Raw genomic sequence first — 22,172 nt, 5'->3', positions numbered from 1 at the left:
AAGAAGAGCCCGGTTCTAATCAAACCGCGCTCTTCCCGTTTTTATAAAGGATACGGTTAACTTTCTCGGAGCTCAGCAGCATCATCACGGCAAACAACAGAATGACGACAGGGAATAAACCTATCGATATTTGAGCCGCAACGATGCCAAACAGCGGAGGCAGTATCGTGGTGCCCGTATAAGCTACAGCCATCTGATAGCCCATGATTCTGGATGAGTGGGCTCTGCCGAAGCGGGCCGGCGTTTCATGCAGCAAACAAGGAAATATAGGCGCAAGCCCGAGTCCGATGACAACCAACCCGATTAGGGACAAATAGGGATGCAGCGGCAGCAATAACAGGATGGCCCCTGCAATGGCCGTCATCTGCCCGGCCCGGATAAGCGTGAGGTTGTTGAACTTCAGCGTTACGAATCCGGTAATAAATCGGCCGACCGTGATGCCTCCATAATACATGGAAACCCACACTGCTGCTGTTTCTAACGGTAAATCTCTGGTCCCGACCAGAAAGCTCGCTCCCCATAAACCGACGGTCATTTCCGCTCCGCAGTAGAACATGAAGGCCATCAAAGTAAACTTAACCCCTTTAATTTGAAGCGGGTTTCTTTGTTTGCGTGCGGCAGCTTCATCACGGCTCGTTGATTCGTTTCTCGTATGAAGTTCCTCCATGCCTTGGGGCTGATGTTTGCCCGCCACGATCCTCCAGAGCGGAAGCGTGATGAGCAGGATGACAACCAGCACGAATTGCAGCATCGATACGGTATAATATCCGTCTCTCCATGCATCGTTGGTCCCCATCGAATAGGACATGATGATGGGTCCTAACGTTGCGCCTACGCCCCAGAAGCAGTGCAGCCAGCTCATATGATGGGCCTTATAATGGTTCGCCACGTAATTGTTCAACCCCGAATCGACTGCCCCTGCGCCTAATCCAAGCGGAATCGCCAGCAAAATCAGCCAGAACAGCGATGGCGCAAACGAAAAGCCGAGGAGCGCGCTCGCCGTCAACAAACAGCTGACAAACGTAACGATACCCGTCCCGAAGCGTTCAATCAAACTTCCGCTGACCAAGCTGGATACAATCGTGCCTCCGGTTACGACCATGGATAGCAGCCCTGCGGATTCGAAGGCTGCGCCGATCTCTGGCTGCATGGCCGGCCAGGACCCCAAGCAAGGAATCGGGAAGCCCTAAACTAATAAAGGCCAAATAAATAATAAGAAGAAAAAAAGTTACCACAAATTAAGGTCCTTTCTAGACGTGATCATTCAGACAATGGGATTGTATAGGAAGTGATCTCCTTAATCTTGGCAGCTTTACCGCTGCTGAACCGGTACACGTTACAAAATGCCAGGCGCTTCCGGTCATCGAATATAAGGATCCCTTCCGCTGCACCGGTACTGCCATGTGTTATCAAATGATGAATATGCAGTTCGACTGTCTTGCCATACTTCACCTGACATAACGATTCAATCACTTGTTCCTTCCCTTGAACGATTCTTTCCCCAACGTAATTCAGCTGAATCCCATCCGTGAAATTCTCATTCATAAATTGTGCGTCCATGCCAGCCATAGCGATGTGGAGTTTCTTAAGCAGCTCCTTCTTCGGTGCGTTCCCGCAATCCTCAGCGCATGTGATAACGAAATCTTTTTTGCCTGTGACACTATCTGCCATAACCAAACCTCCAAGCCCAGCTTCGTATGTAAGGGGAGTTTTCATCTATTCTAATCCTTGTTTGGAAATATGGAAAGGTTAGGTATGGCTTTTACTCCCGAAATGAAAGCTCAGGAATGAAACGCCCTCCAAAATTCACTCTCAGTATTGATCATGTCCTTGATCTCAGCGAAAGGAATTGTGAATGTCGGAAAACCCGCTGCGTAAGGAGCGATCTCATACGGTGCAAACACCAGATGCAACGCGTCCTCGGTTACATAGAAGGGCTGGTTTGCTGCAATTCCCTTGTAGCTATCCGGGAATACGTACGAATACTGCGGATCCTCTTGTATCTGCTTGCCAACGATACGGCTGAGCTCCTTCACATAATCGATGCCAGGCTTAAACAAGTCCTTCAATTCATACATCCTGCCGTTTTCCAGGTTGATCACGGCGTAAACTTTGGTTGGCATGCCATGTGCGGCACCGAAGGGATAGTTATAACCGTTCAACTCTAGTTCGAGGAGCTTCTGCTTGTAGAAAATGACGTCAAAATCGCCTGTATACGTGTAATCAAGCTGTTGATTCTCAGGAATGAATTTCAACTGTGACATTTCTTTAAGCTTCGTATTCAGCGTTTGCTGAGCTGCCTGATCCCTCATACCTTCGATCTGTGGATAGTAGACCAAGTAATCCGGATTGGGTTTGTACTTTTCCTCCATTACCTTATAAGGTGGTTGCAGCGGAATCACCGTGTTCTGCTTCCAGATGACGTGACCCGACCGGTCTAGGTAAGACAGCCGCTGATCGACAAAAGCCTTAATTAGCCCGCCTGGTTCGAGCGTGAGCGAACCGCTGCCGTTCACTTGAGGATACCCCGGCGCCGGTCTGCCGGTTCGATCAATAAAATACGTCTGCTGTGCATCATAAACGGATGCCAATCCGTGCTTGTATTCCGATACTTCACGGTATACAAAATCGGATAACCTCTTTCCATCCCAATCTGCAATGGAATAGATCGAGCCGATATACGGCTGTGCAGGATCGATCGCACGTCCAAGCGCAAACCGGTCTTCATTCAAATCCCGAATATCGTTATATTCCGGCTGGATGACCCACTCGCCCTGCTTATTAATGACGCCATACTTCGACTTGTAATCTTCAGCTGTGTTGACGATGGCTCTGTCATGATGAAAAGGAAATGCCGAAGTATAGGTCGGCGGAATGACGATGTTCCCCTGCTCGTCGATATAGCCGTATTTGCCAGTGCTATCCTTCTGATAAGCAAACAAGCTATCGCCGGGCGGTCCGACGTAGGTGAATGGATAATTGGCCAATCGGCGGCCATGGAGATCAATGAGCGCGTAATGACGGTCTTGGATTTTCACAACAGCTTTGCCATCGACAAAATCATTCGCTACCTCAAATTGCGCCGGGATTACCTCTTGGCCTGCGGAATCTAAATAGCCGTATCTGCTGTTCGCGCCATCGCCACTGCCATTATCGGTTACATAATAAACCGCCCTACCTTCTTTAAGTTCTGCCATATACGGATAACCTCGTCGTGTCAGAACTACTCCTTGTTCGTTAATCATCTTAAAACCTTGTTCATCGATCACGGTCGCTCGATGCTCCGAGAACGGGCTGATGAACTGATATATAGGCTTCACTACAAAACGGTCAGACCTGTCGATGAGGCCATACTTCCCCTTCACGCCTACGATCGCGAGACCATTGTCCTGAAAATCCTGTGCATCATCGTACATCGGCTCAATGACCATATTTCCGCTGCGGTCAATGTAACCCACTTCGTTCCGTTCGTCGTCTTCACGGATGCCGGAAATAACCCGACATGCTGCTGAGACTGCCCTCTGCTTGCCAGCATCTCCTTGATCCGTTTCTCAAGTTCAAGCAGCGTTTCACGCGCCGGGTAGGGTTCTGCGAACGTAAGTGCTTTGCGGACCGACACAAGGGCCGCTTCCGGCATTCCGGCCCGATACTGTGCCTCCGCCAGGTAATACCAATAATAAGAGTAATCCGGATGTTCTTGCGTCAGTCTCTCGTAGTACCTAACAACGACAGGATAATAGTAGGGGTATACATCCGGTGCAGTGACTAAGGCCCCTTGGCTCCCCCTGACGACCTCGACTCGATAAGCTTCGCCTGTATCGTGGATCCAAAGCGCAATTTCAGCCTGACCATCCGGACCTAAAGCACCTGGCATATCGGCAATTTCGATATAACTGTAATATATATCGGCAGGTGCGATATCTTGGAGGCCCTCTGGTGTCCAAGCGTATATCGACAATTTTGACCAGATGGAACCGAGCTGCCATCCCACAATCAATTGATTCATATGAGGGTTCAACACCGGGGCCGCGATCAATAAATTAACCGCATATCCCTGCCCCAAGACATTGGCTACGACCTCATATCCGCCGTTGCGGTACTGCAGCACAAATAAGTATAGTGCTTCATTGAATCGGGACACACCAGCAATCTCCGGTATGTGATCTCCCGTTACGTCGGCTGCGATAACTGCAGGATGTACTATAGGTTTAACGATTCGTACAAGTTCAGCACCGCTTGGCAGATAGGCCTTAGCGATTTGTGCCAAATGCTGATCATTAACGGACATTTGGGCATCCTCCCTTATTCAGAGCTTTCTCGCCTAACTGTATGCAGAGGATGGTCAAATATGCACCTGCTGGCGGGTAGGAATGGCACATCTCACCCCTGTGTTCCATTGTCGGATGAACGCAAATTAAAAAAAACGACCTGATCACGTTAGGCAATCAGATCGTTCTCTTCACTTCAAAATGGTTTACTGACCATGAAGTATAAAATAACAATCGGCAGCAGCGTGGCTATTGTCCCGCCTACCGCCCAATACGTCGAAGCTCTTTTATAACCGGCGGATATGACCCCATCCCTAATGGATTGCATGCTATGCCGAATCATCCCTTTTTGCAGCGGAATCAAAAAACCTGCCCACAGGATCCCCGTAACGCCAAACAGAATCAATGAGGCCATCAGCCAGTTCATTCCGCCCATTGCATATCCGGCTTGAACAGCCATCATAACGCCTGAAATGATAATTAGCAGCAAACCCGGCAGGGTAAATACCATATCGGCTAACAAAACATTCTTAACCGTATTATGAACTTCGGCCGGATCCCCTTTCAGGTCAGCTCTTATTTTCCAGAATGCCGCCGTAATGATATTGCCAAAAATAATACGCATCCGGCGATGTGCAGAAATAACCACAGCGTCATAGGCCATCCTTCCCCTCTTCCCCGTTCCCGGGTCGGAGAATATCGATGATGAAATCCGTATAATCCTTCGTGGTGAATACATGACTATTTACGCCGATAAGCCCCCGCATCCGCAGTCCGAACGACAACAGCTCGAACAGCTCGGCGGTGCGTTCCGCATCGATGGATTCCGGTATAACCCCTGCTTCCTGGCCTGTGACAATCCATTGCTTCGAAGTGGCTGTCGCTTCCCTATAGAAGCCAGCCACAATGTCGGCGATTTCGGGCTGATCGCTTTTGCCAATCAGGTACATGAAGATCAGGTTGCTGACATCATCACGACTTTCCAGTCTCGACATGCTGTTGATAATCGTATTCATCGGTCCGTCAAACTGTTTGATGTCCCCTTGCTTGTTCACTTCGCTCATGAACTGCTCGTTCTGCTCGGCAAGCTTAGCACGTAATACGTGCACAAACAGCTCATCCTTACTTGAAACATAATGAAATATGGCGCCTTTAGACAAACCGGAACGCTTCATAATGTCATTAAGGGTGGTTTGGCTGCAGCCTTGCTCCCTAATCAGGTCTTCCGTGGCTTCAAGCAGTATTCGCTTGGTTTGCTCTCGCCTTTCTTCCTGCTTCACTTATTTAACTCCTCCTTAATGATAAGTTGGTTACCCTTGAGGTGGAAGCCAGCCCGCCATGAGAACCGCTGCCAGAAACACGATTTGGAGAAGCGTTCTCGGTACGATTGGAGTGACCGGCTTACCGCCGAGTGACAAATGGTGATTCGCTGCGTATACATTGGCGGGAAACATGGCTATCAGCATCAGCGCCAGACCGGCAGAGGCCAAAGCTGCGGTAACCGGAATAAGGATGAGCATCGCGCCTGCAAGCTCCAGCACCCCGGTGATGGTAACCATGAGTGCAGCCTTCGGTATTCCTGGCGGGATCATGGCGATTAAGTCGGGTCTTCGTTTTCCCCAGTGGGCAGAAGCCGTTAGCAGAAACAGGACCGCAACCGCAAATCTGAGTGAGATAACCCAGTCATTCATATACTCCCAGCCTGCAAAGCCGAGCGTCCGAAACAAAAGAAGCGAAACCAACATGGCTATAAACGGAATCATGACCTTCACCAACCCTCCGTATATTTGTAGCTTTATTATATATACCGACCAGCGGTTTGTAAATATGAATTTCAAATTTATTCCTTTATAGACTTCAGTCACGTTCAGCGTCAAATAAAAAAGAAAGCAAGCCTGCGGCTGCGTTCAACCAGGCTTGCTCTCATTTCTACTCCCGTATCATAGGCCTGTTATGCTGCGTCTTTTTCTTCATCATACATTCGAAATAGCAGGATATACAGCACCACACTGATTAATGCCGATAGCAAGATAATGCTGAATATACCCATAGGCTGCAGCCAAGTGGACAGAAAGACCGTCACCGGTGCCAGAAATCTTCCGATCGTAAACTGTAAGCTGTCAGCTCCCATATATTGTCCTCTTGCATGCTCCGGGGCATAACGGCTGATAAAGCTTTGCGTCACGGGAGAACGGACCATTTCGCCGAAAGTGAAAATAATGGTTACGAAGAATAGGAACCAGATGTTTGTGTTCAGCCCGAGTGCAAAAGTGCCTACTCCGGATAACAGGGAAGACAGTACGAATACGTCACGCTCCTTCCAATCCCGAAACCACTTGGTGACCGGGAGAATAAAGAGAACGAACAAGAGCCCGTTAAGCCCCAGCACCCACCCTAATATCTCCGTGCTCGAAAGCATAAGCGAATGTCCGTTCCAGGAGAACAGCGCCTGGGATGGTACATAATCGATCACATATACAGCCAAATACAGATCCAGCTGCATGATGGCCACAAGAGCAAAAATCCCCGCCAATATGTACACCAAAAACACCTTATCTCGAAAAATGACGCCATATCCGTTCCACTGTTCCTTGAATACCTGAAGAATCGAACCCGTCGGCTTCGTGCGTTTTGCAGGCGCCGGCAGGGTTTCCTGAACGATGAAGTAAATCGCGATAAAATAGATCAGCAAGACGAAGGAACAAGACCACAGAAGCTCCTGCCGATACTGGAAAAAGAAAATGGCCCCAAGCGCCGGACCAAGCACGGCTCCCAAGTTGTTCGCCGTCATGAACGTTGCAAATACCTGCCGTCGTTCTTCAACCGGGACCAGATCGGCTACCATCGCGGAGCTGGCAGGCCTATAGATGGCGCCCCCGAATCCGATGCCGATAAAAGCGGCATAATCGATCCAGTGCGAAGGCGACAGCGCGAACAGCGCAAACATGACCGTCTGCAGCGAGGCGCCAAGCAGCATGATGGGGCGGCGTCCCAGCCGATCGGCTAATGCGCCGCCGAGCAAGCTGCCGATGATGCTGAATATGGGAGGAACCGTCATGAGGATTCCCGCGATATGATTGCCTAAAGCTGCACCGAAATAAACCGTTATGAAGGGAAAGTACATCCAAAACAGCATATTGAACAGCGCTTCACCCAATAATCGAACCTTTAAGTTATTATTCCATAATCGTATTTGCACAGGACTCCCTCTTTCTATCCGAACAGCACAAGTAAAAAATGCGATATACCACGCCCCCCGGCCGGGTATTACAAACTATAAAACATTTCCCTGGCAAAATATAGACTTATATTAAGCGCTGAGCTATACTAATAATATGAAAGCCGAATATCGTCCGATTCAATTTAGATGACCCACAAAACGAACATTTGTTCCATATATGAAAAGACGCTCCCGCAGGAGCGTCTTTTTTGATGCATGGATGTGTTGATTTATCCTTCCGTTGGACCAGTCTGGACATTGAATATACTCACTCATTAAATTCTGCATCCTGGATGCAGGCTGCTTCTCCAACAGGACTTAGTCAGCCAGCTTCTTCAATTCATGCAGATGATCGAAGATCATCTGGCAGACCTCAGAGACCCGCTCCCGATCCTTGTACGTTAACCAAGCCAATTCATCAATTTCCGAAGCCGGGCTTAGCTCTCCTTCATACTCCGCCGTGTAACAGGACATCGTTACTCTAACGCCCTCCGATTTGCCGTGAGCGCCAGCGCGGAAGCTGCCAGCATGCGCCGCGGTCTCCGGTTTGATACGAACGGATAGTTCCTCCTTGATTTCCCGCACCAGTGTGTCGATATCGGATTCCCCGGGTTCTCGCTTTCCTCCCGGCAAGTAGTACGTATCCTTTCCTTTGGAACGAGCGCCCAATATGCGTCCATTCGCGATGTTTATCCAGGCGATTTTGTCAATCTCCGTTATCATATGGATTCCTCCCCTCATCAGATAAGCTTAACGCTAAGCCGTCTCTTGTTGTTCCCGTTTCCCGCCTAATTTAAATACCAGAATCCCGCCAACAATGACAAGTACACCGATCAGCTGATTCATGGTAAACGGCACCTTCTCTAACCCTAACCATCCCAAGGAGTCCCACAATAGTGCAAAACCGAGCTGCGAGGTCATGACAATCGAAATGGCGAAGGTGGCACCCAGCAGCCTTGTCGCCTGCACCAGGCAAATCACCACGCCGACCCCAATCAACCCGCTAATCCAGTACCAAGGCTCCATGTTATGAAGGGAGAACGTCCCTTTGCCTTCTACAACAAGACTCATGACAAACGAAGCCACGAAGCCCATGCCTAACACCAACGTCGTTGTAGACCAGGAGCCTGTTTTCTCATTCACTCTATTATTGAATATGTTCTGCAAACTAACCAATGATCCCGCGATTAGTGCCAATACCAATCCTGCTAACATGTTCCATCTCCTTACTTCATGTTTCATTCTCACCAAGCGTCATTCTTCGTAGATGTTGCCTCCCGCCACACTCGTCAACGCTTCCCGATCCTTAATCAGAATGAACCCCTTGCGGCGCTCGATCAGCCCTTCTTGACTGAACTTCAGAATCACCCGGTTTAAATGCCGGTAGCTGGTGCCGAGCAGATTCGCGATATCCGTCAGATTGTATGCGGCCGGGTCGTTTGCAGCGAACGTGCCTGACTCTTCCTCAGAAACGGATAATAGATAGCTGGCCAGTCGCACCTCGACAGGATGCAGCAAATTGAAACTCAAGAAATTGGATTTAATATAAAACTTCCGCGTAATGATCCGCAGCAAAAATTGCAGCAGCGGCGGATGCTCCTGTCCGAATTTGCGAAGCCAGCGATAATGTACGCCGATCATATAGACAGATGATATGGCCTGTACCGTATTGATCAACGGATTGCCTTGAATGTATTCAATATCTCCGATCACCTCAAGCGGTGTTTTAAAAGATAGAACAAGCGCTTTACCTTCTGCGGAGGTCGTGAAGATTTTAATCTTCCCTTGAACCAGGATATACAGCATCTCGGCCGGTTCGCCTTGCGTGCAGACGATGTCGCCCTGATCGAAGTGATATAACACCAGATATGGCATTAAATCATCGTGAAATACGGACTGGATCTGGTTGCTCAGCAAAAAATGCTGCATGAGCTCCGCATTATGAATTTCCTTCACGTCTCTCTCTCCTTTCCCGACATTTCATCTAAGGATCACTTGATTCCATCTCATAATTTGATTATCACGACACCGGCGATCATCATCCCAATCCCAATGAATTGAGGCAAGCTCATCCTCTTCTTCACCACGCCGAACCATCCGTTGCTGTCAATCAGGAACGTCAAGAATAACTGGGCGATCAACAATGCGGATATCGTTAATGTGACGCCGATATTCTGAATCGCTGTCACCTCACTGAATATAATGGGTGCCCCCAAGGCTCCCCCGATTAGATAGAGCGGCTTCACTTGTCCCAATCCTTGTCTGCTTCCGTCCCGGACGAACAGCAAAATGACCAAAGCCATAATAAATCCGGTCAACTGCGTAACGGTCGCAGCTTGCCATGTGCCCATATCCTGGCTAATCCGGGCATTGGCCACCCCCTGCAGCGTAATGCAGGCACCGCCAATGAATGCAAATAAGATTCCTCTCACGATACATACTCCTTCTTCTATAGGTCTGTATACTATTAAAAGTGAATTCCCCAAACTCAGGAAAGGACATATGTCCTGAAATGAAGGAAATTCCAAATATAGCGATGTCCAAAGACACGAATTTCATTATATACTATCGGTCGGCTTGGCATGTAACATACAAAAAAGCTGCCGGATTTTCCTTGGCAGCTTAACGGATTGCCACGATGCAGTGACTTATACATATTCAGGATGCCCATGCCTTTTGCAGCCGAACCAATAACAAGCGGTCAGCATGGAGGGACGATGATCCATGGTATAAAACCGTTTAAACCAAGATTTCATCTATGACTCTATGAGCATTTTGTTTTAAAATATAAATAGATGTCACTTTATTGACGTAACACCGACTGGAAGGAGCTCCGCTAACATGATGCCAGATAAACAAGAACAAGGTCCCGATGAACAGGGTGGATTACAATTACAAGCGGATTGCGAACGCTGCTTTGGATTATGCTGCGTCGCTTTACCTTTCGCCGCTTCCACGGATTTTGCCATAGACAAAGACGGCGGAACCCCTTGTCACCATCTGCAATCCGATTTCCGCTGCGGTGTGCACAGCAGCTTGAGGCAGCGAGGTATGAGAGGCTGCACCGTATACGACTGCTTCGGAGCGGGACAAATGGTTTCACAGGTTACCTATAACGGACGCGACTGGCGGCAGGCTCCTGGGACGGCAAAAGAAATGTATGACGTATTCCCGATCATGCGGCAGCTTCACGAGCTGTTATGGTATTTGAACGAAGCCCTGACTTTGCAGCCGGCTCAAGACATTCATACCGAGTTGAGATTGTCGCTGGAAGAGACGAGACGGATGACTCAGCTTCCTCCCGAATCCTTGTTAAGGCTGGATGTTGCAGCTCATCGGGCAGACGTGAATCAGCTGCTTCTTCGGACCAGTGAGCTTGTACGGGATGATGCGCGCAAGAAGCATAAGGGACCGCCCGTGCGTCAAAAGATCGGGGGCCGCGGTGCTGATCTGATGGGAGCTAAACTTAAAGGAGCAGACCTAAGATACGCCAATCTGAGAGGAGCTTATCTTATTGCCGCGGACCTCAGAGGAGCCGATCTGCGGGCTGCCGATCTGATCGGTGCCGATTTCAGGGACGCAGACCTGAGGGGAGCCAATCTGGCGACCAGCCTCTTCTTTACTCAATTCCAAGTTAACGCGGCAAAAGGAGACGCCATTACCAAATTGCCTCCATCCTTATCTCGACCGGACCATTGGACGCGTTAACGCTGAATATATCGGGTAGAACAGCTGAAGATTTACTACCAACACCAAAAAGCCGGCAGCTAACTTGCAGCCGGCTTTTTGGTAGGTGGCCGAATCACCTACACTTAACGCCTTTAAACGCTTCAGTTATGGAATTGTATTTTAACTTCACATAGGCTTCTTCCATGAATCCTTCAATGGAACGATACGGTTAAACACCAGTCTGCGTTCGGTCGTATATTTGGAATCCACGCAGAAATAGCCGTGTCTGATGAATTGGTACGTTCGGTTTGGGGTCGCCTCCTGCATCGAAGGCTCCAATATAGCATTTTCGATGCGAATCAACGATGCGGGATTCATTAGCTCCTCCCATACGTTATTCGATTCAGATAACTCGGCCGATTCCTTCAGCAGCTTATCATACAAGTGAAGTTCCGCCGGGATCCCGTGCTTCGCAGACACCCAATGCAGCGTTGCTTTCACCTTCCGCTCATTAAATCCGCTCCCGCTCTTTGTTAATGGATCATACGTGCAGTGGATCTCCATGATGTCCCCCGTGGCTGGATCTTTCACGACATGTTCGCATTTGATGAAGTAGGCTCCTTTCAAACGCACTTCCTTGCCAGGAGATAACCGGTGAAATCCAGGAACGGGCTCCTCCATAAAGTCCTCTTGCTCGATGTACAGCTCCCGTGAAAAAGGAACCTCCCGCTCACCCAACGTATCATCATTTTCATGATTCGGTATGGCAAGCATCTCGGTGCAATCTTCTGAAAGATTCGTGATGATCACCTTCAGCGGCTTCATGACAGCCATTGCGTTATAACACCGCTCCTTCAAATCTTGACGGATATAATGATCGAGCATGCCCGAGTCCACCAGGCTGTTGCCGCGAAACACCCCGAGTTCGCCCAGAAAACGCCGAATGCCCTCAGGTGTCACGCCTCGCCGCCGTAATCCTTTCAACGTAGGCAGTCTGGGGTCATCCCATCCGTCGACAAAGCCCCCCTCCACCAATTCCCTCAGGTATCGCTTGCTTGTTACATATCCCGAGATATTCAATCTTCCGAATTCCCGCTGCTTCGGCGGCTCGATTACTTCCAGCTCCGTAAGTACCCACTCGTATAGCGGTCGATGATCTTTAAATTCGGCTGAGCATAGGGAATGAGTAATCCCTTCGATCCAGTCCTGGATCGGGTGGGCGAAATCATACATCGGATACACACACCACGTTGTTCCGGTCCGGTAATGCTCTGCATGAATGATACGATACAGGACGGGATCTCTCAGGTTCATGTTGGGGGACGACATATCGATTTTGGCTCGAAGTACTTTTTCCGACGTATGGAATGCTCCTGCGATCATTTGCTCAAATAACGCCATATTCTCCTCAATGCTGCGCTCCCGAAACGGGCTGTTGATGCCGGCTTCGGTCAGTGTTCCACGGTATTCCGTCATTTGTTCGGGTGTGAGATCGCAGACATAAGCCTTCCCTTTGGCAATGAGTTTCCTGGCCGCTTCAGCGATTTGATCCGCATAATCCGAACCGAAATAAACGTTCGGCTTAAGTCCAAGCCACTCGATATCCTCCTGAATCGCGTGCACATATTTGATATCTTCCTTCAGTGGGTTCGTATCGTCGAACCGAAGATTGAATGTTCCATGAAACCGGCTGGCGATGGAATGATTGATGTAAATCGCATAGGCGCTGCCGATGTGCAGATAGCCGTTAGGCTCCGGCGGAAATCGCGTAGCCACCGGCCTGTTATAAACGCTGTTCTCTACATCCTCCTTGATCATCTTGGTCAAGAAATCCACCGTTTCTTCTCCTTTGTTCTTGTCGTCGCTCATACCTGACTCCTCCCTTAAGTTGTTTGATCTGTCTTATTTCCGTCAAAACCAAAAAAATCCCGTCTCCAAGACATAAGTCTTGGGGACGAGATTGGTTTCGCGGTGCCACCCCTATTCGCCGATATCTCACGATACCAGCCTTATCAGGTACGGCCATCACGCGATCGCTTATACCCTAGCTCTATAACAGGAGCTCCTGTCGCACCATCCCTTATCCATAAGTTCCGATGCGCCGCTCAGAGGCTTGGTTCAATGAATGGCTTCCAACTCCTTTTCAGCTTACCGGAGCTCTCTGTAGGGATTCCTGTTCATTTACTCTTCTCTTCATGGCGTTTACAATTTGATCCATAGTATCATCAAAAAAATAAAAAGTAAACCGTAAAACGTCAACTACAATGAAACTCCGATGCAATGAAAAATTTGTCCCGTTCGATTAGATGGGCAGCAGCTTCACCGTAGCCTGCTTGCCGCTGACTTGTATGCCCGTCTCCTTCTTGCCTACCTCAGCCAGATCTTGCACGAGTCGCTCCAGCAGTTTGCGGGCGGCTTCGCCCTCCTTGCCTTGAATGCGAATAACGGGCTGGACGGCTTTGCCCGCTGCCAGCAGCTTATGCATTTGCGACAGCTTGGTGTCATAATCATGCTCTTCGATATGTACGGACAAGCGGAATTCCTTTACTTTCATCGGACCGGCTGAAGCTTGCTGGCCCTTCTTCTCTTTCACGGCCTCCTGCTTCGCCTGCCCCCGGCTTACGAGTTTGCATGGCGGGGGACTGCTGAATAGCGAGGTACACACCAAATCGGCTTTGTGACTTTTCGCCAGCGCAAGCGCCTCATCCCTGGAGACGACTCCCAGATCTTCGCCGTTTAAGCCGGTCAGCTCTACTTCGCGTGCTTTTATCTTTTCATTCATCATTAACATGGATAGATCCTCCTATTAAAAGTAGGTGTTCGTTCATTCATTGCTCTGCCTTTGCGTTCACATCATGGTGTATGAACCGAACAGAATGGGTTCGGTATTCCTGCTCTTCCGTGATTTCCAGACAGTTCAGCTGTTTACCGTACACGCACGCTCCATCGATACCGATTTTGTCCCCTTCTCCACAGAACCAAATCTGCTCCGAGTCATGCAGGTTGACCGCTGGCGTATGCCCGAACACCACGGTTTTGTTGATGCCTGTAGGATAATTGAAGAATGGTTCCCGTATCCAGATGAAATCATGCTGTGGCTGCAACTTCCAGTCTTCAACACCCGGATTGATCCCTGCATGCACGAATATGTGAGTGTCTGTTTCATAGAAGAGAGCCAGCGTATCAAGAAAGGATAGATGATGCTCAAACTCCTTCTTAATATAGGCTTTCCCTTCGTTATATCTGGCACGATCCATTTCATCCTCAAAAAAATCGGCGCCGCAGTAGCTTTCTATCGTATGTCGAGCTCCATTGCGAATCCAGCGTGAGTTCGCTTCATCCGTATCAAGCAAAATGGCATCCAGCATCATCTGGTCATGATTACCGCGAAGAGTGATGGCACCTTCATCCCGCAGTTTCATCACTTGCTCAATGACTTCCCTGCTTCTGAACCCGCGATCCACATAATCCCCAAGCAAGATCAGCTTATCTTTTGCGGGATTGTACTCCACTTCAGACAATAACCGATTGAATTCATCGTAGCAGCCATGAATGTCGCTAATCGCTAATATTCGAATCGTAGTCCCCTCCCTACCCTAATCATAATACCAATCTGTTCTCCAGCAGGTTCTTCAGGCTGATTATGAAAATCAACAAGCTCTTCAACCGATGTTACTCCTTGTCACTTTATAATTTTAGGACATCCAAATCCGAGCTGCTTTGTTATTTAGGTATAATAGCATATTCTCCTTTATTTCAACATCACTTCAACTCTGAGCAACGCCTTGTAAGAAACCGAGCACCCTTTCGCCAGGCGAACCTCCGCTTATAGCGAAAAATGCTCACGTATATAGTCCAAACGGTAAAGTGATGGAATGGTTAGAGGAGGTTCAATTCAATTCGCACACATGCAGAATCCATCTAAAAAAACCATGTGTTCTGCCATAAGGAATGGTTGAACGCACGGTATTTCTATTTACAGCCTATTTTATAAAACTATATTTAGCCATCACATCTCCCCATGGAGCAATCCCGACTTCTTTAAACCCGATTTGGGAATATAGCCTTTTTGCATGCTCATTCTCGGATTTATAACAGAGCATAACATCGTCTGTTGTATCCGGCGAGTACCGAATCTCCTCGAGAACCAGACGAATTGCAGGTTTGGCATAATGCAGTCCCTGAAACTTGCCGTCGATCATAAACCGGTAGATCCAGTAGTTATCATCGTGCGGGTGCAGGCCATACATCACAAATCCGATCATCTCTTCATCATGGTAGATCGCACGCGTTTTGAATCCCTCCATGAATTGAGCTTCCGCTATCGAGTATAGATTGGGGGCAATCCACTTCTCCTGTTCAGGTCTAGGTTTAAGACGGATGCAATCCTCCCAATTGTCCTTATCTATGGCATGAAGTGTTATCAAATGCAAGACTCCTTCAATATATGGTGTATGCCTTTATCCTAATCCAATGCCGACCATTTTTCACGGTATTAAATATGTAAATTCAAATAAGACGCTGCACGTTACCAGATTTAGAGCAAGATAATGAACGATTATAAGTATTTATTACATATTCCGATCAGCTCTCAATGGATAAACTAGAAGTAACTTTTATTTCACACGGAGGCGATTTACATGCGGCAATTGAACCATAACTTCCAACGGAAAGGACAACTAACTATGAAACGAATGAGGGTTATGATATATGAAGAACATATTGAATATTGGAGTTTTGGCCCATGTTGATGCCGGTAAAACCACACTAACGGAGCAAATCCTGTTCAGATCCGGCATTATTGACCAAGCAGGCTCCGTTGACCAAGGCAATACCATCACGGATTCGCTGGAGATTGAGCGAAGACGGGGGATCACGATAAAATCCGCTGCAGTATCCTTCATGCTGGGCGATCTAAAAATCAATCTGATCGATACGCCGGGACATGCCGATTTCATCTCGGAGGTCGAGCATTCACTGAGTGTGCTGGATGGCGTCATTCTGGTGATTTCCGCGGTTGAGGGCGTACAGGCCCAGACGCGGGTGCTCATGCAAACGCTGAAAGAACAACGGATTCCCACCCTTCTATTCATGAACAAGATCGATCGAATGGGCGCGAATTACCATAATGTCTTTACCATGATACGGAATCTGCTGGATGAACATATTTGCGAGATGAGCTCTGTAACTCATGAGGGCAGCGCAACCGTTCGGGTAGACGTGGCCGATCCCCATAACGCCGGGTGGGTCGAAATGTTGGCTCTGTCCAATGACGATCTGCTGAACGACTATGTCCAGGATATTCCCATATCACGCGAGCGGCTGCAGGGAGAATTACGCAGGCAAACCCGGCAAGGTAAAGCTTACCCTCTATTTGCAGGATCAGCAGCCAAAGGGATCGGCATCGAGCCGCTGCTTCATGCGCTTAGCGAATATTTCCCTGTTAATAACGCCTCGGAGCTTCAGCATGAATCGTTATCCGGCCTGGTGTTCAAAGTAATCAAATTTCCGAACGGAGAACGGAACGTATACCTCCGGCTGTTCGCCGGCAGTATCCAGGCGCGAGACGAGATTACGGTGATAACGCAGAATGGCAACATCACCATGTTCAAGGTAAAACACCTACATGCTCTGCACCACGGCAAATCCATACCGGTGAATCAGATCGATGCCGGAGACATTGCGATTCTCATGACCGATGAACTCAAGGTGGGCGACGTCATCGGTGCTGTTTCCGACAGGATGAAGAGGGTCCACTTTCAGAAGCCGCCGATTCAAATCCAGGTCTCGGCCAAGAATCCCGCGGAGGAGCATCAGCTTCACACGGCCTTAAGCGATCTCACCGAAGAGGATCCATTCCTGCAATATATCCAGGATTCGAAAACCAAGGAAAACATCATCCACGTATTCGGTAAAGTCCAGCAGGAAATTCTGCTGGAAACGATCCAGCAGCAACACGGCATTGAAGCTGTATTTTCTGCTCCGCGGGTCATTTGTATCGAGAAGCCTGTAACTACCGGAGAAGCTGTTGAGTATATTGGCGAGTGTCCATTTTATGCAACGGTTGGCTTACGGGTTGAGCCTGGCGAGAGAGGAACCGGAATTCAGTATCGTCTGGAAGTGGAACTGGGCTCCCTCCCCTTATCCTTTCAGAAAGCGATTAAAGACACGGTGATTGAGGTGCTGCAGGAAGGTTTGTATGGATGGACCGTGACCGATATTATCGTGACGCTGACGCATACCGGTTACGCAAGTCCGGTTTCGACGGCAAAGGATTTTCGCAGCCTGACCCCACTCGTCCTCATGTCTGCGCTGGGCAAAGCCGGAACGGAAGTATACGAGCCTATCAATGTCATCCAATTCATTCTGCCGGAAACCAGTTTAAGCAAAGTGTTGTCCAAGTTGGCGGCACTGGAAGGGACCTATCAGGAACCGACATTCCACAACCATGCTGTCCACGTTCATGGTACCATCCCCGTGCGGACAACCGACTTGCTTAAAGCCGAAGTCCATTCCCTGACAAGCGGTGAGGGCATGCTCTCCGTTAAACCAGGAGGCTACGTGAAGGTGCAAGCCACCGTCCCTGTGAATAAACGGCGACAAGTCAACCCGCTGAACCGCGGTGAATATATGCTTTATTTGAACAAGATCATGTAAAGAACGTACGTGTCAATCCATAGCGGTGTCGAGAGATGATCTCGCCCGCTATTTTTTTGTTCGATCCGTTTTCCTTCTAAAGGATAGTCTCTGGCATTCAATATTTCCGAACTGGAGGTATATACCGGGGATAAGGGCTGTAAAGCCGTTATCATGTGGTTGTTTACAGTGAAAGCAATCAAAGACTACCGACTGCCATGACCTTTACGAAGCAGCTTGGGATATTGCGATGACGCATGTTTAACAACACCGCAATGGGCGCAAGCCGTAAGCTTAGGGTCCAGTCGTTCAAGAATCCTCCCGCTCCGAAGTGACTCTTCCATATCAGGCGTAAATTTCGCAATGGGTCTGCGGAGTTTGCCGGAGAATGCTGTGAACAGATCGCCTGCGAGAAGAATTTGGTCGTCAGGATGATAGAATACCACATGCCCCGGACTATGTCCCGGTGTATGATAAGGGATTAACCCGCCATACGTATGGTCCAAATCCAGGGATTTGATTGGATTAGAGGAGATATCAGATATCCGGTCCGCTTCTAATGGGTGTACTACAATCGGAACCTGCAAGGTCCGAGTCAGGTTCGGCAGCATCCCCACATGGTCCCCATGACTGTGCGTAAGCAGCACCCGTACTAAGGGCTTATTCTTGAAGCGGACGTTTAACGCTTGATACAACGAATTCCACATGGACGGTATCCCTGCGTCAACCAGCGTTAATCCGTCCCGATCTTCAACGATCCATACCATGACAGGCAATGGCCAATATACATATCCGCCCCACACGTGACGAGTCAGCTGCTTCCATCGCATTCCAACCATCTCCTTACAAAAGTTATAATATGCGCTAGCACTTTTATATACCAATTGGTATATAATGATCAAAAAAATTATCTCAATACACCCAAAGTAACTTCTATACTGTGTTTCAAAACAACCGGGGCGGGTTCTATTTTTACGACCACGAAAAGTCCAACCAATGCCAGCATTAGAAAGTGTGCCGTGGAATGAACGTCGATGGTCTGCGCAATGTCTCCCGCTTCCTTTCCTTCGGTCAACGCGTTTGCCAGAAACTGTGATACCTTATCCTGATACTCACGGCCTTTTAACGCGATTTGCTCATCATGTGCGGCAAGCTCCGTCATTGTGTTTACGAACAAGCAACCGCGCTTTATTCCACGGTCATCGACCGATTCAACAATATCTCGAAATAATGCCTCAATCCCCTTGTACCCCGATCCATTAGCAGCAAGAATAGACTCGAGTTTCCGAAGAAACTGGTCCATATAAATGTCCAATACCTTCATAAATAACGCACGTTTATCTCCAAAAGCCATGTATAGGCTCGGCCGGCTAATCTCCATCCTGGTCGTTAAATCTGTAATGGAGGTCGCTTCGTAACCCTTTTCCCAAAATAACTCCAACGCATTGTTCAATGCTTTATGCATATCGAATTCCCGCGGACGTGCCAACCACTCTCACCCCAGTTATGTACCATTTAGTATATAACTGATCTTACTCTCCTTGGATATTAATGTAAATCGTCATCTAATACTATCATCCATCCAGTATTCAGTTTCATATGCCAAGACCATAGCCTCACTCTATCTTTCTTAGTCCAGTGCAACTCTTTTTGCCCCTTGTCACTTATTAAGTGATAGGAAAAAACGTTGCTCTAGACCCACCCCTACTCGGCTTGGTAATATAGTCAGGTACTATTTTTTGGGGCGTGTGGAAGGAGTCGGCTAGATTTGGAACAACAACGTTATCATGATTTAAAATTGGGTGAAAAAGGTGCCATCATCAGTATCATTGCTTATATCTGTTTATCTGCAATCAAATTATTGATAGGTTACACCGCGAACTCCGAGGCTTTGAGGGCGGATGGATTAAATAATGCTACAGATATCGTGGCGTCCATTGCTGTATTGATCGGACTGCGTTTATCACAAAAACCTGCGGATCGGGATCATCCATACGGCCACTGGAAAGCGGAAACGGTAGCCTCCTTGATCGCCTCTTTTATTATGATGGCCGTCGGGATCCAAGTCCTGTTCGGGGCCGTTTCTTCCATGTTTGAAGGCAACCATGAATCGCCTGATCTTCTATCCGCGTGGACCGGTATTGGCTGCGCCATTGTGATGTTCTTGGTCTACCGCTACAATAAGCGCCTAGCCACCAAAATAAACAGTCAAGCCGTTATGGCAGCGGCCAAAGACAATCTCTCGGATGCCTGGGTCAGCATCGGCACGGTCGTGGGTATCATCGGCGCCCAATTTCATCTGCCGTGGCTAGATCCGCTTACCGCCGTATTGGTAGGCTTCCTGATATGTAAAACCGCTTGGGATATATTCCGGGATGCCTCTCATCATTTAACCGATGGCTTCGATGAGAACATTGTCAGAAGCTATAAAGAAACGGTAAAACAAGTGGTTGGCGTTAAAGGAGTCAAGGACATTCGAGCAAGGAATTACGGCAGCAACACGGTTGTCGACATCGTCATCCTGGTCAGGTCGAATCTGGATATCCGGGTGGCCCATGATATTTCAGACCAGGTGGAGCATGAATTAAAAGAAACACACGGCGTTTATGACGTACATGTTCATATAGAACCGAATTAAGCCTCCAACATTACCAAGTCATTTTCCATAAGCAACGAAGAAGGTCCGGCCACATTCTTATTGGCCGGACCTTTTTTATTCCTCTCACTTTGCTCCTTTATATGCTCTAGCAAATTCCCTGGCTGATGACCTAAAGCGCTGCATCATTTATCAATAACTTTTAACGAAACATAGGCCCCAGCGTGAATATTGTTATACGACCTGCTCTTCTTACACTCAATAATGCTCTTTAAATCTCTTAATCCACCAATCTTTCTTCAATAAATACTCAGCTTTAATGGGCATTATTATGAATTGGTTATTCACTTCAATTGGTTCTTTCAGTCCTGTATATACTTTAGGTCTTTTTCTTTAATCATTAAAAAATCAGGGGGATCTAAGACTAAATATTTCTGGTTACTCCTTTTCAGAAGCCCCTTATTATAAATGCTTTGATTCCACAACTTTTTCCATTGCTCTTGATGTTTTTGATTACTTCGCCCAACACTTGAAAATTGACTAGAGGGCCAGGTCCTTTCTTCGAATTCTTCTGTTAATAGTCCATGTACACTAGCCACAAACATTAGAAAATTCAAGTCATATTCTCCTGATATACAAATATACCAAGAATTGTTCATTGTAATTAAGTCCTTTCAATCAGCATTTAGAGCATGTGGGTAACGTTATATATCAGTTTCATTCATTATTATCATTTTAGTCAGTTTGTAGTATTAACTGATTTCAACTAACGTTTCCGTATTCACGAACTCGAGAGGCTCATAGCGCCAGCGACTGGGTTCGACGGACCACCCCCCAGCGAAGATACTATGTTATAGGATGTCAACAGCTTCGACGTGATACATAAATCGTCAGCTATTTGAAGTATTGTCTTACATTAGTTAAGGTCTGTTATCTAACGGTCTCCTAGATATTTTTCTACAGATTCAAGTAAAAAAAGACCACTCTCTTTAATAAATTGGGTTAGTAAGTGGATATGTCCGGAGCCATAAATCACAAGAATTCTATCTTGATGAGATGAAATTCGTGAAATATTAGAATAGATAATTAAATTTCGACGATACCAGTAATTACAGAGCCAATCAATTCCTATATTGTTTTTACCATCCCCAACTCGAGCAACAGTCATATACGTTTCATGGTCCCCTTGTATTGCACTAGGAGTATTACCTGTCATCAGAAGTTCCCTTACTGTTTTTTCTTTCATTGACTTTTGAAGAGCCTCTGCTTTTTCCTGGTTGTTAGAATTTATCCGTTGATAGAGCTCAGGCATGTTTGATTGTGCATATTCATAAACATGTCCTAGTGCAACGCCTCCATACCATTCATTCCAATCGATAGGGTAAATTCTATCATGACCAAGATCAGCCGCAGTACGGAAACCTAATTGATGAATTTCATTTGCCTCGAGAGTAAATTCACCTGACAAATATGAGAGATACTGATTATTATATGCCTCATGTTCATCAGCGAGAGCTTCAACTGCGATTTTCGTTGGATTAAATCGTTTAAGTCTATCGACAACCTCATAAATCTCCTTTTGTCTATTTAGTGCCAAGACGTCATCAGACTTAACATTGTGCATATCTAGTCCAGGATTGCCCATATGATATGTGCCAAGTAACAAAATGGTGCATTTGTTAGCAGAATCCATAAAGAACCTCCATTATTTTAGACTTTATTATAATTTTTGTCGTATTACTATAGTTGTTAGTTCTTTATACAACTTTCCGCTGATTTCCTA

The 22,172-nt window shown here is 47.5% G+C and carries 20 protein-coding genes, 1 pseudogene and 1 other annotated feature; of the genes and pseudogenes, 3 read left to right on the top strand and 18 right to left on the bottom strand.

Annotation, left to right across the window (positions count from 1 at the left end; genetic code table 11):
- Positions 1-19 precede the first annotated feature (19 nt).
- The 11 genes and pseudogenes from AC0VZ8_RS15200 to AC0VZ8_RS15150 form a co-directional block, all read right to left on the bottom strand.
- The gene (locus tag AC0VZ8_RS15200; protein WP_475487404.1) at positions 20-1,150 is read right to left on the bottom strand and encodes an MFS transporter; all 1,131 of its coding nucleotides are present in this window, start codon (positions 1,148-1,150) and stop codon (positions 20-22) included.
- Positions 1,151-1,260: 110 nt separating this feature from the next.
- The gene (locus AC0VZ8_RS15195) at positions 1,261-1,671 is read right to left on the bottom strand and encodes a hypothetical protein (RefSeq protein WP_475487403.1); all 411 of its coding nucleotides are present in this window, start codon (positions 1,669-1,671) and stop codon (positions 1,261-1,263) included.
- A gap of 110 nt (positions 1,672-1,781) precedes the next feature.
- Positions 1,782-4,288 (bottom strand): annotated as a pseudogene (locus AC0VZ8_RS15190) (WG repeat-containing protein).
- 176 nt (positions 4,289-4,464) lie between these two features.
- Positions 4,465-4,932, bottom strand: coding sequence for a DUF2269 family protein (locus tag AC0VZ8_RS15185; RefSeq protein WP_475487402.1), 468 nt, complete (start codon positions 4,930-4,932; stop codon positions 4,465-4,467).
- A complete protein-coding gene (locus tag AC0VZ8_RS15180) occupies positions 4,922-5,548 on the bottom strand; it encodes a TetR/AcrR family transcriptional regulator (protein ID WP_260067567.1) in 627 nt (208 codons plus the stop codon). Before AC0VZ8_RS15180 ends, AC0VZ8_RS15185 begins: the two co-directional genes overlap by 11 nt.
- Positions 5,549-5,578: 30 nt before the next feature.
- A complete protein-coding gene (locus AC0VZ8_RS15175) occupies positions 5,579-6,031 on the bottom strand; it encodes a DoxX family protein (RefSeq protein WP_475487692.1) in 453 nt (150 codons plus the stop codon).
- A gap of 188 nt (positions 6,032-6,219) precedes the next feature.
- Positions 6,220-7,467: an MDR family MFS transporter gene (locus tag AC0VZ8_RS15170; protein ID WP_475487401.1), complete on the bottom strand. Its 1,248-nt coding sequence runs from the start codon at positions 7,465-7,467 to the stop codon at positions 6,220-6,222.
- A 339-nt stretch (positions 7,468-7,806) separates the two neighbouring features.
- The gene (locus AC0VZ8_RS15165) at positions 7,807-8,211 is read right to left on the bottom strand and encodes an NUDIX hydrolase (RefSeq protein WP_475487400.1); all 405 of its coding nucleotides are present in this window, start codon (positions 8,209-8,211) and stop codon (positions 7,807-7,809) included.
- A gap of 33 nt (positions 8,212-8,244) precedes the next feature.
- Entirely contained in the window at positions 8,245-8,703 is a 459-nt protein-coding gene (locus tag AC0VZ8_RS15160; RefSeq protein ID WP_475487399.1) for a DMT family transporter, read from the bottom strand.
- 39 nt (positions 8,704-8,742) lie between these two features.
- Positions 8,743-9,444 (bottom strand): Crp/Fnr family transcriptional regulator, encoded by a 702-nt coding sequence (locus AC0VZ8_RS15155; RefSeq protein ID WP_475487398.1) that lies wholly within the window; start codon positions 9,442-9,444, stop codon positions 8,743-8,745.
- A gap of 50 nt (positions 9,445-9,494) precedes the next feature.
- The gene (locus AC0VZ8_RS15150) at positions 9,495-9,920 is read right to left on the bottom strand and encodes a DMT family transporter (RefSeq protein ID WP_260067564.1); all 426 of its coding nucleotides are present in this window, start codon (positions 9,918-9,920) and stop codon (positions 9,495-9,497) included.
- A gap of 412 nt (positions 9,921-10,332) precedes the next feature.
- On the opposite strand from AC0VZ8_RS15150, the gene AC0VZ8_RS15145 reads away from it, so the two are divergent.
- Positions 10,333-11,196, top strand: a complete 864-nt coding sequence (locus AC0VZ8_RS15145; RefSeq protein WP_475487691.1) for a pentapeptide repeat-containing protein — start codon at positions 10,333-10,335, stop codon at positions 11,194-11,196.
- Between the two features lie 147 nt (positions 11,197-11,343).
- Here AC0VZ8_RS15145 and AC0VZ8_RS15140 read toward each other — a convergent pair whose 3' ends face one another.
- The 4 genes from AC0VZ8_RS15140 to AC0VZ8_RS15125 form a co-directional block, all read right to left on the bottom strand.
- A complete protein-coding gene (locus AC0VZ8_RS15140) occupies positions 11,344-13,026 on the bottom strand; it encodes a glutamine--tRNA ligase/YqeY domain fusion protein (RefSeq protein WP_475487397.1) in 1,683 nt (560 codons plus the stop codon).
- A gap of 78 nt (positions 13,027-13,104) precedes the next feature.
- Positions 13,105-13,363 (bottom strand) — a binding site (T-box leader).
- A gap of 96 nt (positions 13,364-13,459) precedes the next feature.
- Positions 13,460-13,948, bottom strand: a complete 489-nt coding sequence (gene infC, locus AC0VZ8_RS15135; protein ID WP_071224248.1) for a translation initiation factor IF-3 — start codon at positions 13,946-13,948, stop codon at positions 13,460-13,462.
- A 37-nt stretch (positions 13,949-13,985) separates the two neighbouring features.
- Entirely contained in the window at positions 13,986-14,678 is a 693-nt protein-coding gene (locus AC0VZ8_RS15130) for a metallophosphoesterase family protein (RefSeq protein ID WP_475487396.1), read from the bottom strand.
- A gap of 462 nt (positions 14,679-15,140) precedes the next feature.
- Positions 15,141-15,584 carry a GNAT family N-acetyltransferase gene (locus tag AC0VZ8_RS15125; protein WP_260067561.1) on the bottom strand — a complete coding sequence of 148 codons (444 nt, stop codon included), beginning with the start codon at positions 15,582-15,584 and terminating at the stop codon, positions 15,141-15,143.
- Positions 15,585-15,867: 283 nt separating this feature from the next.
- Between AC0VZ8_RS15125 and AC0VZ8_RS15120 the strand changes: the two genes are divergently transcribed.
- Complete coding sequence (locus AC0VZ8_RS15120; protein ID WP_475487395.1) at positions 15,868-17,814, top strand: GTP-binding protein; 1,947 nt, start codon at positions 15,868-15,870, stop codon at positions 17,812-17,814.
- 185 nt (positions 17,815-17,999) lie between these two features.
- Here the strand turns inward: AC0VZ8_RS15120 and AC0VZ8_RS15115 are convergent, their stop codons facing one another.
- Together AC0VZ8_RS15115 and AC0VZ8_RS15110 are read right to left on the bottom strand one after the other, a co-directional pair.
- Positions 18,000-18,623: an MBL fold metallo-hydrolase gene (locus AC0VZ8_RS15115; RefSeq protein ID WP_475487394.1), complete on the bottom strand. Its 624-nt coding sequence runs from the start codon at positions 18,621-18,623 to the stop codon at positions 18,000-18,002.
- A 77-nt stretch (positions 18,624-18,700) separates the two neighbouring features.
- Positions 18,701-19,282, bottom strand: a complete 582-nt coding sequence (locus AC0VZ8_RS15110) for a TetR/AcrR family transcriptional regulator (RefSeq protein ID WP_071224258.1) — start codon at positions 19,280-19,282, stop codon at positions 18,701-18,703.
- A 279-nt stretch (positions 19,283-19,561) separates the two neighbouring features.
- On the opposite strand from AC0VZ8_RS15110, the gene AC0VZ8_RS15105 reads away from it, so the two are divergent.
- Complete coding sequence (locus AC0VZ8_RS15105; RefSeq protein WP_475487393.1) at positions 19,562-20,431, top strand: cation diffusion facilitator family transporter; 870 nt, start codon at positions 19,562-19,564, stop codon at positions 20,429-20,431.
- A gap of 892 nt (positions 20,432-21,323) precedes the next feature.
- Here AC0VZ8_RS15105 and AC0VZ8_RS15100 read toward each other — a convergent pair.
- Positions 21,324-22,082, bottom strand: a complete 759-nt coding sequence (locus AC0VZ8_RS15100) for a DUF5694 domain-containing protein (RefSeq protein ID WP_475487392.1) — start codon at positions 22,080-22,082, stop codon at positions 21,324-21,326.
- Positions 22,083-22,172 lie beyond the last annotated feature (90 nt).

The sequence above is a fragment of the Paenibacillus sp. QJM3NY_38 genome (assembly GCF_056173265.1).
The sequence above is the reverse complement of the archived record's forward strand: the minus strand, read 5'-3'. Positions and strand labels throughout refer to the sequence as shown.

Coding starts and splice junctions, on each gene's coding strand:
- AC0VZ8_RS15195 (WP_475487403.1), bottom strand. CDS start 1,671: ATGGCAGATAGTGTCACAGGCAAAAAAGATTTCGTTATCACATGCGCT.
- AC0VZ8_RS15175 (WP_475487692.1), bottom strand. CDS start 6,031: ATGATTCCGTTTATAGCCATGTTGGTTTCGCTTCTTTTGTTTCGGACG.
- AC0VZ8_RS15100 (WP_475487392.1), bottom strand. CDS start 22,082: ATGGATTCTGCTAACAAATGCACCATTTTGTTACTTGGCACATATCAT.
- AC0VZ8_RS15165 (WP_475487400.1), bottom strand. CDS start 8,211: ATGATAACGGAGATTGACAAAATCGCCTGGATAAACATCGCGAATGGA.
- AC0VZ8_RS15115 (WP_475487394.1), bottom strand. CDS start 18,623: ATGCGATGGAAGCAGCTGACTCGTCACGTGTGGGGCGGATATGTATAT.
- AC0VZ8_RS15140 (WP_475487397.1), bottom strand. CDS start 13,026: ATGAGCGACGACAAGAACAAAGGAGAAGAAACGGTGGATTTCTTGACC.
- infC (WP_071224248.1), bottom strand. CDS start 13,948: ATGTTAATGATGAATGAAAAGATAAAAGCACGCGAAGTAGAGCTGACC.
- AC0VZ8_RS15160 (WP_475487399.1), bottom strand. CDS start 8,703: ATGTTAGCAGGATTGGTATTGGCACTAATCGCGGGATCATTGGTTAGT.
- AC0VZ8_RS15145 (WP_475487691.1), top strand. CDS start 10,333: ATGCCAGATAAACAAGAACAAGGTCCCGATGAACAGGGTGGATTACAA.
- AC0VZ8_RS15200 (WP_475487404.1), bottom strand. CDS start 1,150: ATGCAGCCAGAGATCGGCGCAGCCTTCGAATCCGCAGGGCTGCTATCC.
- AC0VZ8_RS15120 (WP_475487395.1), top strand. CDS start 15,868: ATGAAGAACATATTGAATATTGGAGTTTTGGCCCATGTTGATGCCGGT.
- AC0VZ8_RS15185 (WP_475487402.1), bottom strand. CDS start 4,932: ATGGCCTATGACGCTGTGGTTATTTCTGCACATCGCCGGATGCGTATT.